This is a genomic window from Streptomyces sp. NPDC047017 (assembly GCF_040644175.1).
Lineage (GTDB): Bacteria > Actinomycetota > Actinomycetes > Streptomycetales > Streptomycetaceae > Streptomyces.
Genome location: NZ_JBEYVW010000001.1, coordinates 139,776 through 154,255, shown reverse-complemented (window position 1 = coordinate 154,255; position 14,480 = coordinate 139,776). Strand labels below are relative to the sequence as shown.

The 14,480-nt window shown below is 71.4% G+C and carries 13 protein-coding genes; 2 read left to right on the top strand and 11 right to left on the bottom strand.

The features are described 5' to 3' along the window. Positions 1 to 20: 20 nt before the first annotated feature. Both ABZ858_RS00840 and ABZ858_RS00835 read right to left on the bottom strand, forming a co-directional pair. On the bottom strand, positions 21 to 1,322 hold the full coding sequence (locus ABZ858_RS00840) for a hypothetical protein (RefSeq protein WP_361370567.1): 1,302 nt from the start codon (positions 1,320 to 1,322) through the stop codon (positions 21 to 23). A gap of 93 nt (positions 1,323 to 1,415) precedes the next feature. Continuing rightward, a complete protein-coding gene (locus tag ABZ858_RS00835; RefSeq protein ID WP_361371890.1) occupies positions 1,416 to 3,614 on the bottom strand; it encodes a transglycosylase domain-containing protein in 2,199 nt (732 codons plus the stop codon). Between the two features lie 339 nt (positions 3,615 to 3,953). Between ABZ858_RS00835 and ABZ858_RS00830 the strand changes: the two genes are divergently transcribed. Next, positions 3,954 to 4,175, top strand: a complete 222-nt coding sequence (locus ABZ858_RS00830) for a zinc ribbon domain-containing protein (protein ID WP_361370564.1) — start codon at positions 3,954 to 3,956, stop codon at positions 4,173 to 4,175. 92 nt (positions 4,176 to 4,267) lie between these two features. Here ABZ858_RS00830 and ABZ858_RS00825 read toward each other — a convergent pair whose 3' ends face one another. Genes ABZ858_RS00825 through ABZ858_RS00815 form a run of 3 tightly spaced genes read right to left on the bottom strand, consistent with a single transcriptional unit; the run spans position 4,268 to position 8,866 of the window. Next, complete coding sequence (locus ABZ858_RS00825) at positions 4,268 to 5,080, bottom strand: HAD family hydrolase (RefSeq protein WP_361370561.1); 813 nt, start codon at positions 5,078 to 5,080, stop codon at positions 4,268 to 4,270. Then, positions 5,080 to 7,647, bottom strand: coding sequence for a phosphoribosyltransferase domain-containing protein (locus ABZ858_RS00820; RefSeq protein WP_361370558.1), 2,568 nt, complete (start codon positions 7,645 to 7,647; stop codon positions 5,080 to 5,082). Before ABZ858_RS00820 ends, ABZ858_RS00825 begins: the two co-directional genes overlap by 1 nt. Positions 7,648 to 7,699: 52 nt before the next feature. Further along, positions 7,700 to 8,866: an HpcH/HpaI aldolase/citrate lyase family protein gene (locus ABZ858_RS00815; protein WP_361370555.1), complete on the bottom strand. Its 1,167-nt coding sequence runs from the start codon at positions 8,864 to 8,866 to the stop codon at positions 7,700 to 7,702. 174 nt (positions 8,867 to 9,040) lie between these two features. Here ABZ858_RS00815 and ABZ858_RS00810 point away from each other — a divergent pair, with 174 nt between their 5' ends. After that, the gene (locus tag ABZ858_RS00810) at positions 9,041 to 9,823 is read left to right on the top strand and encodes a TerD family protein (RefSeq protein ID WP_361370552.1); all 783 of its coding nucleotides are present in this window, start codon (positions 9,041 to 9,043) and stop codon (positions 9,821 to 9,823) included. A 46-nt stretch (positions 9,824 to 9,869) separates the two neighbouring features. Here the strand turns inward: ABZ858_RS00810 and ABZ858_RS00805 are convergent, their stop codons facing one another. The 6 genes from ABZ858_RS00805 to ABZ858_RS00780 all read right to left on the bottom strand — a co-directional run bounded on the left by ABZ858_RS00805 (position 9,870) and on the right by ABZ858_RS00780 (position 14,384). Next, positions 9,870 to 10,604 carry a Tellurium resistance gene (locus ABZ858_RS00805; protein ID WP_361370549.1) on the bottom strand — a complete coding sequence of 245 codons (735 nt, stop codon included), beginning with the start codon at positions 10,602 to 10,604 and terminating at the stop codon, positions 9,870 to 9,872. Between the two features lie 129 nt (positions 10,605 to 10,733). Then, positions 10,734 to 11,882: a DUF475 domain-containing protein gene (locus ABZ858_RS00800; RefSeq protein WP_361370546.1), complete on the bottom strand. Its 1,149-nt coding sequence runs from the start codon at positions 11,880 to 11,882 to the stop codon at positions 10,734 to 10,736. A 50-nt stretch (positions 11,883 to 11,932) separates the two neighbouring features. Continuing rightward, the gene (locus ABZ858_RS00795; RefSeq protein ID WP_361370543.1) at positions 11,933 to 12,511 is read right to left on the bottom strand and encodes a TerD family protein; all 579 of its coding nucleotides are present in this window, start codon (positions 12,509 to 12,511) and stop codon (positions 11,933 to 11,935) included. A 105-nt stretch (positions 12,512 to 12,616) separates the two neighbouring features. After that, a complete protein-coding gene (locus ABZ858_RS00790; protein WP_361370540.1) occupies positions 12,617 to 13,192 on the bottom strand; it encodes a TerD family protein in 576 nt (191 codons plus the stop codon). Between the two features lie 147 nt (positions 13,193 to 13,339). After that, the gene (locus ABZ858_RS00785) at positions 13,340 to 13,798 is read right to left on the bottom strand and encodes a peroxiredoxin (RefSeq protein WP_361370537.1); all 459 of its coding nucleotides are present in this window, start codon (positions 13,796 to 13,798) and stop codon (positions 13,340 to 13,342) included. 148 nt (positions 13,799 to 13,946) lie between these two features. Continuing rightward, positions 13,947 to 14,384, bottom strand: coding sequence for a DUF3052 domain-containing protein (locus ABZ858_RS00780; protein ID WP_361370534.1), 438 nt, complete (start codon positions 14,382 to 14,384; stop codon positions 13,947 to 13,949). Positions 14,385 to 14,480: the final 96 nt, after the last annotated feature.

The window sequence follows — 14,480 nt, the reverse complement described above, 5'->3', positions numbered from 1 at the left end:
CAACCAAGGGGTTACCGTGGTCACTTGACCACGGTGGACCAGTCCGGGGACTGCGCCGGGTCCAGCGAGCGCAGCCGCTGCAACGTCTCCGGCTTCTGCACGTCCATCCAGTCGGCCATCTCCTTGAAGGACACGCACTTGACGCCCTTCTTGGTGCACACGTTCTTGATGACCTGGTCGATGGACTTCATGTAGATGCCGCCGTTCCAGTCCTCGAAGTGGTTGCCGATGAACAGCGGCGCCCGGCTGCCGTAGTAGGCGCGGTTGAAGCCCGCCATGTACGAGTCGACGGTCTGCTTCTCCCACTGCGGGTACTTGGCGGGGTCGCCCTTGGTCTCGCCGTTGGACTGGTTGTAGAGGAAGTTGAAGTCCATGGACAGGCCCTGGAACTTGCCGTTCTCGTAGGGCAGCATCTCCAGCGGGAAGTCCCAGACGCCGTTCTTCTTGGTGGGCCAGATCTGGAAGTCGCCGGGCGAGGAGGCGTCGTAGCGCCAGCCGTAGTCCTTGAGCGCCTTGAGCAGGTTGGGCTGGCCCTCCAGGCAGGGCGCGCGGCCGCCGGTGACCTCCTTCCTGAAGTCGAAGGGCAGCGGCTTGATGTCGGTGAAGCCGGTGTTGGTCTTCCAGTTCTCGGTGAAGTCGTAGAACTGGTCGATCTCGCTCTTCCACTCCTCCACGCTCCAGTCGCCGCCGCCCTTGGCGCCGCAGAAGTGGCCGTTGAAGTGGGTGCCGATGTCGTTGCCCTGGTCGTAGGCGAGGCGCAGTTGTTCCAGGGTGTCGCGGATGTGCTCGTCGGTGGGGTAGTCGATGGCCGCGTCGCCCGGGTTGTGCATCGGCGGGTGGTAGAGCGTCTTCTTGCTCTTGGGCAGCAGGTAGATGCCCGTGAGGAAGAAGGTCATGTGGGCGTTGTACTCCTTGGCCAGCTCCCGGTAGTGCGAGAACAGGTGGTCGCTGCCCTCCAGGGCGCCGTCCCAGGAGAACACCACGAACTGCGGGGGTTTCTCGCCCGGCTTGAGCGGTACCGGCTTCAGGGTGTTGGTCTGCGGCCCGGTGTACGAGGTCGAGCCGTCGCCGAGCACCTTCACCTTGCCGTCCCACGGGGGTTCGGTGGACGCCGAGGGCGCGGGGCCCTTGGCGTCGCCGCCGGTGCCGGAGGAGGCGGTCGGCGTGGTGTGGTCGGTGCCGCGCAGCGCCAGGAAGCCCGCCACGATCGAGGAGACGACCAGGAGGGCCGCCAGGGTCACGAAGTGCGGGGTGGTGAGGCGGCGGCGCGCGGGGGCCTTGCGGCGGCGCCCGGAGGTCGGCTTGCCCGGGGTCGGCTTCATGGCGGCTCGAATCTGCGAGGGTGCGGCGGGCTGTGTGGCGGTCGGCGTCGGTCGGCGGTGGCGTCGGGGCGGGCGGGGCGGCCGGGCGCGGGGTCAGCCCAGTGGCGCCATGGCACCTGCCCAGATGTCATACGGAACACTGCCGGCCGGCGTTCCGGCGATCCCCCGCAACGGCAGCGGTTCCAGGCTCTTGGCCAGATCCATGCGGTAGACGACGACGGCCGTCGACACCGAGTCGGCGGTGCCCACGTACCAGGCGGCGGTGTCGTCCTCGGTGGTGCCCGCCTTGCCGGCCGGCGCGGGCGAGCGGGACGACGCGGTGGGGTGGGCGGTGCGGAAGGCGTCGGTGAGGGCGTCGTCGACCTGCTGGGCCACGCGGGCGTCCACCGCGCGCCGGGCCGTGGGGGTCTCCAGCGGGACGGCGGTGCCGTTGCGGGTGATCCGGCGCACCGAGTACGGCTCGGTGTGCGTCCCGTCGGCGGCGAAGGTGGCGTAGCCGTCGGCCATGCGGATCGCGCTCGGCCGGGAGCTGCCCAGGGACAGCGCGGGCACCTGCGGGCCCATGCTGGAGTCGAGCAGGCCGGCCGCCACGGCGGTCTGTTTCACCTTGTCCAGGCCGGTGTCCATGCCGAGTTGCATGAACACCGTGTTCACCGAGTCGGCGAGGCCCTTGCGCAGGGTGACGGGGCCGTAGGACTTCTTGCCGTCGTTGTGGGCGGCGACCTTGCGGCCGCTGCGGTCCCAGTAGGGGCCCTCGGGGGTGCTGACGGGCACGGCGTCGTCCCCGTTGTAGACGGTGTCCGGGGAGACGGGCGCGCGGGGCGCGTCGCGCTGCTTGACGATGCCGTTCTGCAGTGCGGCCGCGTAGACGAACGGCTGGAAGGCCGAACCGGCCGGGACGGTGGAGGCGTTGGACTCGTTGTAGCCCTGGGTGCGGTGGTCGGGGCCGCCGTAGACGGCCAGGACGCGGCCGTCGCCGGCCACCGACGCGGCGCCGTAGTGGGCGGTCTTCGCCGCCGACGGGTCGCCCTGCTGCCCCTTCTTGCGGGCCTTGGTGACGACGTCGGTGAGCGCGTCCTCCCGCTTGCGGTCGAAGGTCGTGTAGATCTGGTAGCCGCCCAGGTCGAAGTCGCGGTCGGACAGGTGGGCGGCGGTCTTGGCGTACTGCGTGGCGAGTTCCACGAGGTAGTCGCTCTGCTGGCCGGTGTCGGAGAGCGGGTTGCGCTTGAGCGGCTCGGGGAACGTCGTGTACGTGGCGCGCTCGGCCGGCGACAGCTTGCCGATCTTGACCATGCGGTCCAGGGTCCACTTCCAGCGCTTGACGGCGCGGGCGTGGTTGGCCGGGCCCAGGGTGGGGTCGTAGAGCCCGGCGCCCTTGAGCAGGGAGGCGAGGAAGGCGGCCTGGCTGGCGTTGAGCTTGCTGACGTCCTTGCCGTAGTACGCCTGGGAGGCGCGCTGGATGCCGTAGGTGCCCCGGCCGAACCAGCTCGTGTTCAGATAGCCCTCCAGGATCTCGTCCTTGCTCATCTTGTTGTCGAGCTTGAGGGAGATCATCGCTTCGGTGAACTTGCGGCTGACGGTCTGGTTCTGGTTCAGGTAGACGTTCTTGACGTACTGCTGGGTGATGGTGGAGCCGCCCTCGGTGTCCCCCTCGCCGACCGTGCGCCACAGGGCGCGGGTGATGCCCTTGAAGGAGATGCCGGAGTCGGTGTAGAAGCTCTCGTTCTCGGCGGCCAGCACCGCCCAGCGGACGTCCTCGGGTATGTCCTTGAGTGGCATCGCCTGGCGCTGCACCCAGCCGGTGCGGGCCATCGGGGTGCCGTCGGACCAGAAGTAGACGTTGTCCTGCTGCGTGGCGTAACTGTTGAGGTTGTCCGGTATGTCGGTGGCGGCGTAGGCGGCGACCAGGAACAGCGTGGTCGCCACCAGCCCGGAGAGGACGGCGCCCGCCCACTGCCGCCAGGACGGCATCCAGCGGCGCCAGCCGGTGCGGCCGGGGCGCGGGTAGACCGGCTTGAGTTTCCGGGCGTACGGCGCGAGCGCCGCGCACACCGGTGCCAGGCGCCGGCCGAGCGGGCCGGCGAGCCGGGCGAGGGCCGCCGGCGGCGCGGCCTTGCGGCGCGGCTTGCGGCGGTCGGTCCGTCCCCTGGGCGGCTGCGCGGCGGGCTCGGGGCGCACCACGCGCAGCGCCATCGTCTCGTCCGGCCGGCCGGAGGGCTCCTCGGACTCCGGCCCGGACTCCCGTGCGGCCGCGCGCCGCCCGCGGCGCAGCGCGTCGACGTTCAGCTGCATCGTCTCGTCCGCGGGCACCGGCGCCCCGGTGTCCGGCGCATGCCCCGGCTCGGCGCGGCGGCGCCCCCGGGGCCGGTGGCCCTCCTCCGGAGGTCCCTCCCCCTGCCCTGACTCGGTCACGACTGCGTCTCCCTCCGCACCCCGTGTTGCTCGCGCGGGTCGACACAGCCGCCGCACTCGCGGCCGCCAGCCCCCTCACTCCCAGCCGCTGCGCGGCCCTCACGGCCATACAAAATTATCAGCCGCCTTTTCAATTCCTCCGCATGAGATCGGGACAGAAACGAACACACACGAAATGCACAGGACTGTAACCCCGGTCACGCCCGTTAACCTGGGGCTATGCCTCGTTACGAATATCGCTGCCGGAGCTGCGGCGACACCTTCGAACTGAACCGTCCGATGGCCGAGTCCGGCGCCCCGGCGAGCTGCCCGGCCGGCCACGACGACACGGTCAAGCTGCTGTCCACGGTCGCCGTGGGCGGCTCGGCGAGCGCCCCCGCGGCCGCGCCCCGGTCCGGCGGCGGGGGCGGCGGCTGCTGCGGCGGGGGCTGCTGCGGCTGAGGCCCACCGCCCCGCACCCACGCGGCCACCGCCGCGCGCCCGCCGCCCCGCGCCCGCCGGCACCTCGCCCGGCGCGGTCCGTGCCGCCGGTGCTACCGGTGCGCGCGGGCCGCGCCGAGGAACTCCCGTACGATGCGCTCCCCGGCCAGCACCCCGCGCTCGGGCAGCGCGCTGATGCCGGGCGCGCTCCAGCCGGTCTCGGCCAGTTCGCCGTGGCCCGGCCGCCAGCCGCGGTCCACGGCCAGCAGCAGATCGGCGTCCAGCAGCGAGTCGCCCGCGCCGAGCACCAGCTCCGCGCCGGTGCGGCGGGCGACCTCGCGGACGGCCGCGCTCTTGGTGAGCGGCTTCGGCACGGCGTAGATCTTGCGGCCCTGGAGGGACACCGTCCAGCCGCGGCCCTCCGCCCACGCGGCCAGCTCCTTCACCCAGTCCTCCGGGAGCAGCGCGCGCTCCACCACGAGGTAGGCGAACAGGTCCTCGGCGACACGGTGCTTGCGCACCCACACCGGGTCGGCGCTGCGCAGCAGGTGCTCCTGGATCTCGGTGAGCGGCGCGCACTCGCCGGCCAGCCGCCCGGTGACCTGCCGGTGCCAGCCGGTGTCGGAGACGCCGTCCACCAGCAGGTGGCCGCCGTTGGCGCAGATCGCGTACCCGGCGGGCGGGCCGGGCAGGTTGATGCGCTGGTACTGCTTGCGGGTGCGGGTCGTGGTGGGCACGAACACCGCCTCGTCGCCCAGGTCGGCCAGCAGCCGGGCCGCGGTCTCCGTCATGAACGACAGCGGCTTGCTCTCGTGCACCTCCACGCACAGCAGCCGGGGCGCCCGGGCGTCCGGCATGGTCAGCGCGAGGGCCGCCGAGGAGTAGATCAGCGTACGGTCGAGGTCGCTGGCCACCAGCACCGGCATCAGAGGTTCACCGCCCTGCCGTCGGCGCCCGTGGCGCCCCGCGTGTAGCGGGGGTGGATCAGCCCCACGCAGGTGTACGGCAGCGCGTCCACCTCCTCGACGGGCACCCCGCGCTGCTCGGCCAGCAGGCGTACGTGGTCCAGGTCGGCGCCCGCCCCGGCCCGGGCCAGGATCTTCCAGGGCACCCGGCGCAGCAGGACGCGCGTGGTCTCGCCGACGCCCGGCTTGACGAGGTTCACGTCGTGGATGCCGTACTCCTCGCTGATCCGCTCGACCGCCGCCCAGCCCTCCCAGGTGGGGGTGCGGTCGCCGGCCAGCAGTTCCTTGACGGCCACGTCGACGGTGTCGGCGACCTCGGGGAAGCGGGCGGTGACGGCGTCGAGGAAGGCGCCGGAGACATCGGCGCCGGCCAGCTCGCGGTAGAACTTCGCGCCGTGGAAGTCGTCCGGGCCGACCAGGTCGGCGCGCAGCACGGTGCGCGATATCAGCCCGGAGACGGTGGAGTTGAGGCAGGCGGAGGGGATGAGGAAGTCGTCCCGGGTGCCGTACGTCCGCACGCACGCGCCCGGGTCGGCGAGCACCGCGATCTCCGGGTCGAAGCCGGTGACGCCCTCGCGCTGCTCGAACTCCTCGACGGCCCGGGCGAGTTCCCGGGTGATGGCGCCCTTGCCGGTCCAGCCGTCGACGAAGACGACGTCGGCCGGGTCGTGGTGGGCGGCCAGCCAGCGCAGCGCGTTGGCGTCGATGCCCCGGCCGCGCACGATGGACACGGCGTAGTGCGGCAGGTCGAGGCCGTGCCGGTGGGCGGCCCAGCGGCGCATCAGCACACCGACCGGGGTGCCGGCCCGGGCGAGGGAGACCAGGACGGGGCGCGGGGAGCGTTCGGCCAGGACGAGTTCGGTGACCGCGCCCACCGCCTGGGCCAGCCGGGCCGCCGAGGCGTCCAGGGCCGCGTGGAACAGCTCCTGGTACTGGGCGCTGGGCTGGTACTCCACCGGCAGCGACTCGGCGTAGTGGGCGCCGCCGCGCTGGATCGCCTCCTCGCGCTCCTCGGTCGGCGCCTCCAGGGTCACCTCCGAGAGGTCCTGGAGCAGCCAGCCGACCTCCTCGGGCGGATAGGACGAGAAGGCGGGGCCGCGCAGGGGCTCGGGCAGCATGGGGCGACTCTCCTGGGCGGGGCCGGGGACGTACGAGGGGACGTACGAGGGAACGACGGCGAGCAGGACGTGCGGGACGTGTGCGGCGAGTTCGGCGAGCAGGCCGTGCGGCGCGTGCAGGGCGGGGGTGTCGGCGGTGGAGTCGACGACGGCGACCACCGCGTCGAAGCCGCCGCCCGCCACGTTGTAGGCGTAGCGCTCGCCCGGTCCGTCGGCCGGGTCGTCGTGCGCGGGGAAGACCAGGCGGCTGCGGACGGCGTAGCCGGGGTCGTCCACGGCGAGGACGGGTGAGCGGGTGGTGGTCGAGGTGCGGACCTCGGTGCCGGACCGCGCCGCCGGTGTCCTTTCCAGCTCGCGGGCCAGCCGCAGCGGCGCGTACATCAGCTCCTCGCAGCCGAGCACCAGCACCCGCCGGGCGCCGTGGGGCAGCGCCGCGGCGAGGCGGGCGGCCATGCCCGGCAGGGCGCGCTCCAGCCGCTCGCGGTGCTCCGGCGTGAAGCCGTGCCGGCCGCCGTCCGGGACGCCGCGGGGCCAGCCGAGCCCGACGCGGATGATCCGGCCGGGCGCGGGCGGGGCGGCGCCCTCCGGGTCCGAGGCCGTCCGCTCCGAGGCCGGCCTGTCCGGGGCCGGCCTGTCCGGGGCCGGCCTGTCCGGGGCCGGCCTGTCCGGGGCCGGCCTGTCCGGGGCCGGCCGCTCGTGGCGGGCCACCAGCGCGCGGCCCCGCTCCAGGACGTCCGGCGGGAGCCGTACCGTGCCGGAGGCGGTGGCGATCAGGTCCACGCGGGCGCCGATCTCCCGGGCGAAGTCGTCCAGGCGGGCGGTGTCGGCCGCCGAGCGCATGTCCACCAGGGCGACCACGACATAGCGCCGGCGCGGGTGGCGGGCGTGCAGGTCGCGGATGGTGTTCAGGACCGTGCTGCCGGTGGAGAACTCGTCGTCGACCAGCACCAGCGGGCCGCCGCCGGCCAGCAGCGCGGGGTCCTCGGGCAGCAGCAGGTGCGAGGTGGCGTGCGAGTGGGACTCCTCGAAGCCGCCCGCCGGGGCCACGCCCGGCACCGGGCGGCGCGTGGAGTGCAGGTAGGTGACCTTGCCCAGGCCGTCGGCGACCGAGTGGCCGAGGCCGGTCGCGGTCTCCGCGTACCCGAGGACCACCGCGGCGCCCGCGTCCCGCTCCCCCAGCAGGTCGCGCACCCGGCGGCCCAGGGCGACGCCGTGCCCGTACACCAGCGAAGGCGACTGCGGCACGTGCTTGCCGAGCACGTGGGAGACGAGCAGGTGGGCCCGCTTGGGGTTGCGGCGCAGGGCGAGGCCGAGCAGGTCCGTCAGCTCGTCACCGCCCACGAGTTCCACCCCGAGCCGCTCGGCGACCCAGGTTCCGGACCAGACGCCGTCGTTCACTGCGTTGTTCATGCGTTCCTTGTGAGACATGTGAGACATGTGAGCCGTATGAGCCGCGGGGCGGTCAGCCGGGGATCCCGGCGGCGAGGAGTTCCACGAAGCCGGTGTCCTCCCGGGCGACACCGAAGGCCTCGGCGCGCAGCAGGGTCCGCTCGGCCCAGGCGCGATGCGGCTTCACCTCGTTCATCTTGTTCGTGTACGCCGACCGCAGCACTCCCCCGCCGCCGCGCTCGGGGCGCAGGATGTCCACCGCGTCGCTGTACTCCTCGTGGCTGACCACGGACAGCGCGTGCACGGGCAGGACATGGGAGGGGTGGATGCAGGTCTTGCCGAGCAGCCCGTTGGCCTGGTCCAGGGAGATCTCGCGCAGCAGCCCGTCCATCGCGTGCTCGATCAGTGTCTCCCGCAGCTCGGCGGCCTGCACCTCCTGGAACGGGCTCTGCCGCAACTGCGGCTTGAACATGCGCTTCTGCGCCCGGAAGTACTCCCAGACCGGTCCGGTGACGGTGAACCCGGAGCCGTCGGCGCGGCCCAGCATGTTCACCACGTCGGCGATGACGGAGGCGACGACCTGGACGTCGTAGGCGGTCATGTCGGGGGCCCGGCGCAGCCCGTAGGAGGAGCAGAAGTCGGTCACGCCCAGGCGCAGCGCGAGCACCCGGTCGCGGTACTTGTCGACCGCGCGGTATATCCCCTCCAAGGTCTCCACCCGTGACTCGCGGTACAGCAGCTCGGGCGATTCCAGGACCGGCATGGCGAACAGACGCCGGCCGCCGGCCGCCTCCGCGGCCTGCACGGCCTCCAGGAAGGGCAGGCCGCGTTCCCCGGTGAACTTGGGCAGTACGAAACCGGACAGCAGCCGCACGGCGGGGCCGAGCCGGCGCACCAGATCGGGTATCTGCCCGGCGGCGCGGACCCGGACGAACAGCAGCGGGAGCCGGTCGGCGGGCAGCTCGGCCAGGGCGGCGAACTGTCTGACGAGGTTCTCCTCGCCGCGCTCCACGTCCGCGTCGCCGATCGAGTCCTCCAGGCACAGCACCATGGAGACCACACCGCGCCCGGCCTGCCTGACGATGTCGTCGGCGAGGCGCGGCCGGGTGGCCGGGCTGTAGAGGGTGGCGCCCAGGGCCGCGGAGAGCAGCCGGGCCGGGGAGTCGGCGGTGAACTCCGCCGGTTCCCGGTGGAAGAGGCGCTGCCGCACCTCAGAAGCGAGGTGCCCGAAATGACGCATATAGCTCCCCCGTATTGCCCCTGGCGGAAAAAAGCTGGCCGGTAATAGTACGTACAAATCAGTGACAGAAGTTCCCGGGGAGCATGAATTTCTGGTAACCGGGACGGGCCGAACAGCACCGACGCGCGGCCCCCCGCGTTGTCGTGGCCAGGACCGAGCAGGCAGGATGACGGCATGACGCGCGCGATGCTGAAGGGGTCGAACGTCCCGCTGGAGGCCACCACCGTACGCGCCGTGGTGCGCTGGACCCCCGGCCAGGGGGTGCCGGACGTGGACGCCTCGGCGCTGCTCCTCGGGCCCGACGGCCGGGTGCGCTCGGACGAGGACTTCGTCTTCTACAACCAGCCGCGGCACCCCTCGGGGAAGGTGTGGCGGCTCGGCAAGCGGCGGCTGGCCGAGGCGCTGACCGACACGATCCAGGCGGACCTGCGGGGCGTGGGGCCCGAGGTCGGCCGGATTCTGCTGGTGGCCTCGGCGGACGGCGTCGCCTTCGACCGGGTGCCGGAGCTGAGCATCCTGGTCTACGACGCCGCGGTCGCCGACGGGGAGCCGCTGGCCGGCTTCGACATCAAGCCGGAGACCGGCCGGGAGACCGCGATGCTCTGCGGCGAGCTGTACCGGCGGGGTGAGGGCTGGAAGTTCCGGGCGCTCGGCGACGGCTACTCCAACGGCCTCAAGGGGCTGGCGACCGACTTCGGCATCTCGGTGGACGAGTCGGAGGAGGCGCAGGGGCAGCCCGCCGCGGCGCCCGAGGGCGCGGACGGGGTGACGGCGCAGGTCGCCCAGCCGCTGCCGCCGGAGCAGCCCGCCTACGGGTACCCGCAGCAGCCTTCGGCCGCGCCCGCGGCCCAGCCCGCCTACGGGTACCCGCAGCCGGCCTACGGCTACCCGCCCGCGCCGGCGCCGGACCCGGAGTTCCGGCTGCCGCCGCAGGGGCCGCAGTTCATCGGCCGGTGAGCGGCTCACGCCGGGGCCGGTAGCGGGTTCCGCCGGACGACAGGCCCTAGCGGTCGGCGTTCTTGTAACCCCGCCCCCACTGCAGGCCCCAGCCGTACAGGCGGTCCAGCTCCGACTGGAAGCCGTAGACGAACTTGACCTCGCGGCGGACCACGAGTTCGTCCTTCACGTTCTCGATCAGGACCACCGCGCAGGAGCGGGCCTGGGGATGGCGCTCGTCGAGGCCGATCTCGATGCGCGGCCCGTTGCTCGGGTAGAGCGTGACCACGGCGTGGGTACGGTCGAAGGCCGGCGTCTGGTCGTAGATGTAGACGAAGACCAGCAGCCGCTTGATGTCGTCGCGGTGGTCGAGGTTGACGTAGATCGTCTCACCGGAGGCGGAGCCGAACCGGTCGTCGCCGCTGAGCTTGATGTACGGCGGCCCGTTCACGTCACCGAGGAAGCCGCCGAGCGGCTGGACGACGCCCTTGGTGCCGTCGGCCAGCTCGTACAGGCAGCCGAGGTCGAGGTCGACGTTGACCATGGACTGGCTGTGCCCGATGACCTCCGGGGGCCTGAGCGCCTTGAAGGGGTGGCGCAGCAGGCTCTGCCGGACGGCGCCGCCGATGTCGGAGGTGCGCATCCGCCAGTTCAGGTTGATGCGCAGGTTGCCGGTGGCCGCGCCCTGCTTGGTCAGGGACACCTGGCTGTGCCGTTTGCTCAGTTCGATCGCGTTGGACGCGGCGCTGCCCGAGTCGAACTCGGCCGCGCGGCCCCCCAGCAGCCCGTCGAAGAACCCCATCGTCCGCCCCTGCCTCCCCCGCGTCCGCCACCCCGCACCCATGCGACGGGGCGGCCGCGCGGACCCGGCTGCTACGCCGTCGCCGTCGTCGGCCGCCCCGCTCAGAAGCGTTCCTCGCCCCGGGGGCCGTCACACCCCGGACTGGACCTCACTGCGGTCGCCCGGGCCCGCAGCCTTGCCCTCGGCGGCCTCCAGCGCCTTGTTGCGGCGCACCGAGGACCAGAAGGACCAGGCGATCAGGACCACGCCGACCAGGCCGGTGATGACCTCGTTGATCTCGTACTGGATGGTGACCATGAGGATCACGGCCAGCGCGCCGATCGCGTAGTGGGCGCCGTGCTCCAGGTAGACGTAGTCGTCGAGGGTGCCCTGGCGGACCAGGTAGACGGTCAGGGACCGGACGTACATGGCGCCGATGCCGAGGCCGAGGGCCATCAGGACGATGTCGTTGGTGATGGCGAAGGCGCCGATGACGCCGTCGAAGGAGAAGGAGGCGTCCAGGACCTCCAGGTAGAGGAACATGAAGAACGCGGCCTGGCCGGCCAGCTTGACCGCCGAGCGCTGCGTGCCGCTGCGGGCGGCCGCTTCCTCCTCCTCGTGCTCGCGCTCCTCCTCTTCCTCCAGGCGGTCCTCGAAGAAGCCGGACAGACCGCCGACGATCATGTAGGTGATCAGTCCGGCGACGCCCGCGATCAGGACCGTCTGCGCCTTGTCGGCGTGCATACCGCCGTGCTGGTGGGCGTGGGTGGCGAAGGTGAAGGAGGTGATCAGCAGGACGATCAGGGAGATGCAGACCGACAGCATGTCGACCTTGCCGAGCTTGGCCAGCGGCCGCTCGATCCAGCGCAGCCACTGGATGTCCCGGTCCTCGAAGATGAAGTCGAGGAAGATCATCAGCAGGAACATGCCGCCGAAGGCCGCGATCGCCGGATGGGCGTCGGTCACCAGCTGCTGGTAGCGGTCCTTGTCGTCGAAGGCGAGCCGGACCGCCTCGACGGGGCCCATCTTGGCGGTGATCGCCACGATGACCACCGGGAAGACCAGCCGCATGCCGAAGACCGCGATCAGCACGCCGACGGTGAGGAAGATCTTCTGCCAGAAGGCGTTCATCTTCTTCAGGACCCCGGCGTTGACCACCGCGTTGTCGAACGACAGCGAGATCTCCAGGACGGCGAGGATCGCCACCACCCCGAAGGCGGTCCAGCCCCCGTAGAACACCGCCGCGATCAGGCCGAGCACGGTGATCGCGAACGACCAGCCGAAGGTTTTCAGAAGCACTGGCTACCCAATCCGTTGTGTACGGGGCTCCCCCGTCGCCGTACCCGGCTTTACGAAACGTTGACTCCGAAGTCTAGAGCGATGCCGCGCAGCCCCGACGCGTACCCCTGCCCCACCGCCCGGAATTTCCATTCGCCCTGGTAGCGGTAGAGCTCACCGAAGATCATCGCCGTTTCGGTGGAGGCGTCCTCGCTCAGGTCGTAGCGGGCCAGCTCCTGGCCGTCGGCCTGGTTGACGACCCGGATGAAGGCGTTGGAGACCTGGCCGAAGGCCTGGCCGCGCTCGTCGGCCTGGTGGATCGAGACCGGGAAGACGATCTTCTCGCACTGCAGCGGCACCCTGGTGAGGTCCACCAGGATCGATTCGTCGTCGCCCTCGCCCTCACCGGTGAGGTTGTCACCGGTGTGCTCGACCGAGCCGTCCGGGCTGGTGAGCTGGTTGTAGAAGACGAACCACTCGTCGCCGAGCACCCGGTTGGCCGCGGAGCACAGCAGCGCGCTGGCATCGAGGTCGAAGGGGGCTCCGGTGGTGGAGCGCGCGTCCCAGCCGAGCCCGATCATGACGTTGGTCAGATTGGGTGCGGCCTTGGACAGGGAGACATTGCCTCCCTTGGCGAGCGTGACGCCCATGATGCTGTTCCTCCCCGTGGTGGTGCCGGTGTGGTTGTTCCTGCGCGTCCGGCGCCGCGCGGAAACACGCGGCGCCGGACGGTCAGGTGTTCAGTGGCGCGGGACTCAGACGTTGACGCCGAAGTCCTGGGCGATGCCGCGCAGGCCGGAGGCGTACCCCTGGCCGATGGCGCGGAACTTCCACTCCGCGCCGTTGCGGTACAGCTCGCCGAAGACCATCGCGGTCTCGGTCGAGGCGTCCTCCGACAGGTCGTAGCGGGCGATCTCCGAGCCGCCGGCCTGGTTCACCACGCGGATGTAGGCGTTGCGGACCTGGCCGAAGGACTGCTGGCGGTTCTCCGCGTCGTAGATCGAGACCGGGAAGACGATCTTCTCCACGTCGGCGGGGACGGCCGCCAGGTCGACCTTGATGACCTCGTCGTCGCCCTCGCCCTCACCGGTGAGGTTGTCACCGGTGTGCTCGACCGAGCCCTCGGGGCTCTTGAGGTTGTTGAAGAAGACGAAGTTCTGGTCGTTGCCGACCTTGCCCGAGTTGTTCAGCAGCAGCGCGCTGGCGTCGAGGTCGAAGTCGGTGCCGGTCGTGGTGCGGGCGTCCCAGCCCAGACCGACGAGGACCGCGGTCAGACCCGGGGCCTCCTTCGTCAGCGATACGTTGCCGCCCTTGCTGAGGCTGACTCCCACGAGTCCTCCATTGTTGTCCGGGGGCGGGGAGCCCCGTAGTGCATCGGTTATGGGATCAACGTGTCGATCCTAGTGACGGGTTCCCGCACCACGCAGGCCCGCGACCGGAGATTCCCGGATGTCGGGTGCCCGGTGCGCGGGGCCGGCTCACAGGGTGTCGAGCGCCTTCACGTACTCGTCCAGGTCGCGCGCGTCCGGCAGCCCGTTGACCACGGTCCACCGCACGACGCCCTCCTTGTCGAGGATGAAGGTCCCGCGCACGGCGCAGCCCTTGTCCTCGTCGAAGACGCCGTAGGCGCGCGAAGTGTTGCCGTGCGGCCAGAAATCGCTCAGCAGCGGGTACTCCAGGCCCTCCTGCTCGGCGAAGACGCGCAGGGTGTGGATGGAGTCGTTGGAGACGGCGAGCAGCTGAGTGTCGTCGTTGACGAACTTCGGCAGGTTGTCGCGCAGCGCGCACAGCTCGCCGGTGCACACACCGGTGAAGGCGAACGGGTAGAAGAGCAGCACCACGTTCTTCTCGCCGCGGAAGTCGGACAGCCGCACGGTGCGGCCGTGGTTGTCCTTCAGCTCGAAGTCGGGGGCCTTGTCGCCGACCTGGATCGCCATCGTCCTGCTTCCCTTCGGTGGGGCTGTTCGGGTGAGACCACCCTACGCAGCGATCACCGCGGGCCGGCGGACGGGCCGACACACAGGCCGGCCCGTCCGATGGCGTGCCCTGGTGCCCGGACGCGGTCCGGGGCGGGCGGTGCCGGGGCTACTTCTTGGGCTTGGCGGCCTTCGGCGTCAGCAGCCTGGTGCCGTTCCAGTCCTTGCCCACGCTGACGCTCTTGGTCTGGGACAGACCCGCCGTCGTCGCGGCTTCGCCGATGTCACTGGGCTCGACGTACCCGTCCCGGCCGGTCTTCGGCGTCAGGAGCAGGATCACCCCGCCCTCGTCGAGGAACCCGAGGGTGTCGACCAGCGCGTCCGTCAGGTCGCCGTCCTCGTCGCGGAACCACAGCACCGCGGCGTCGGCCACGTCGTCGTAGTCCTCGTCGACGAGGTCGCTGCCGATGACTTCCTCGATGGACTCGCGGAGCTCCTGGTCGACGTCGTCGTCGTAGCCGATCTCCTGGACCACCTGCCCGGGCTGGAATCCCAGCCTGGCGGCCGGGTTAGTCCGCTCCTCCGCGTGGTCCGCGGTCGCGCTCACGGGTTGCCTCCTGATGGTGTTGCGATTGGGTCTTCAGCCACGCGCGTGCGCGAAGCATTGGCCGTAGTCCACACGGGCGGGCCGGATCGCGCAAGT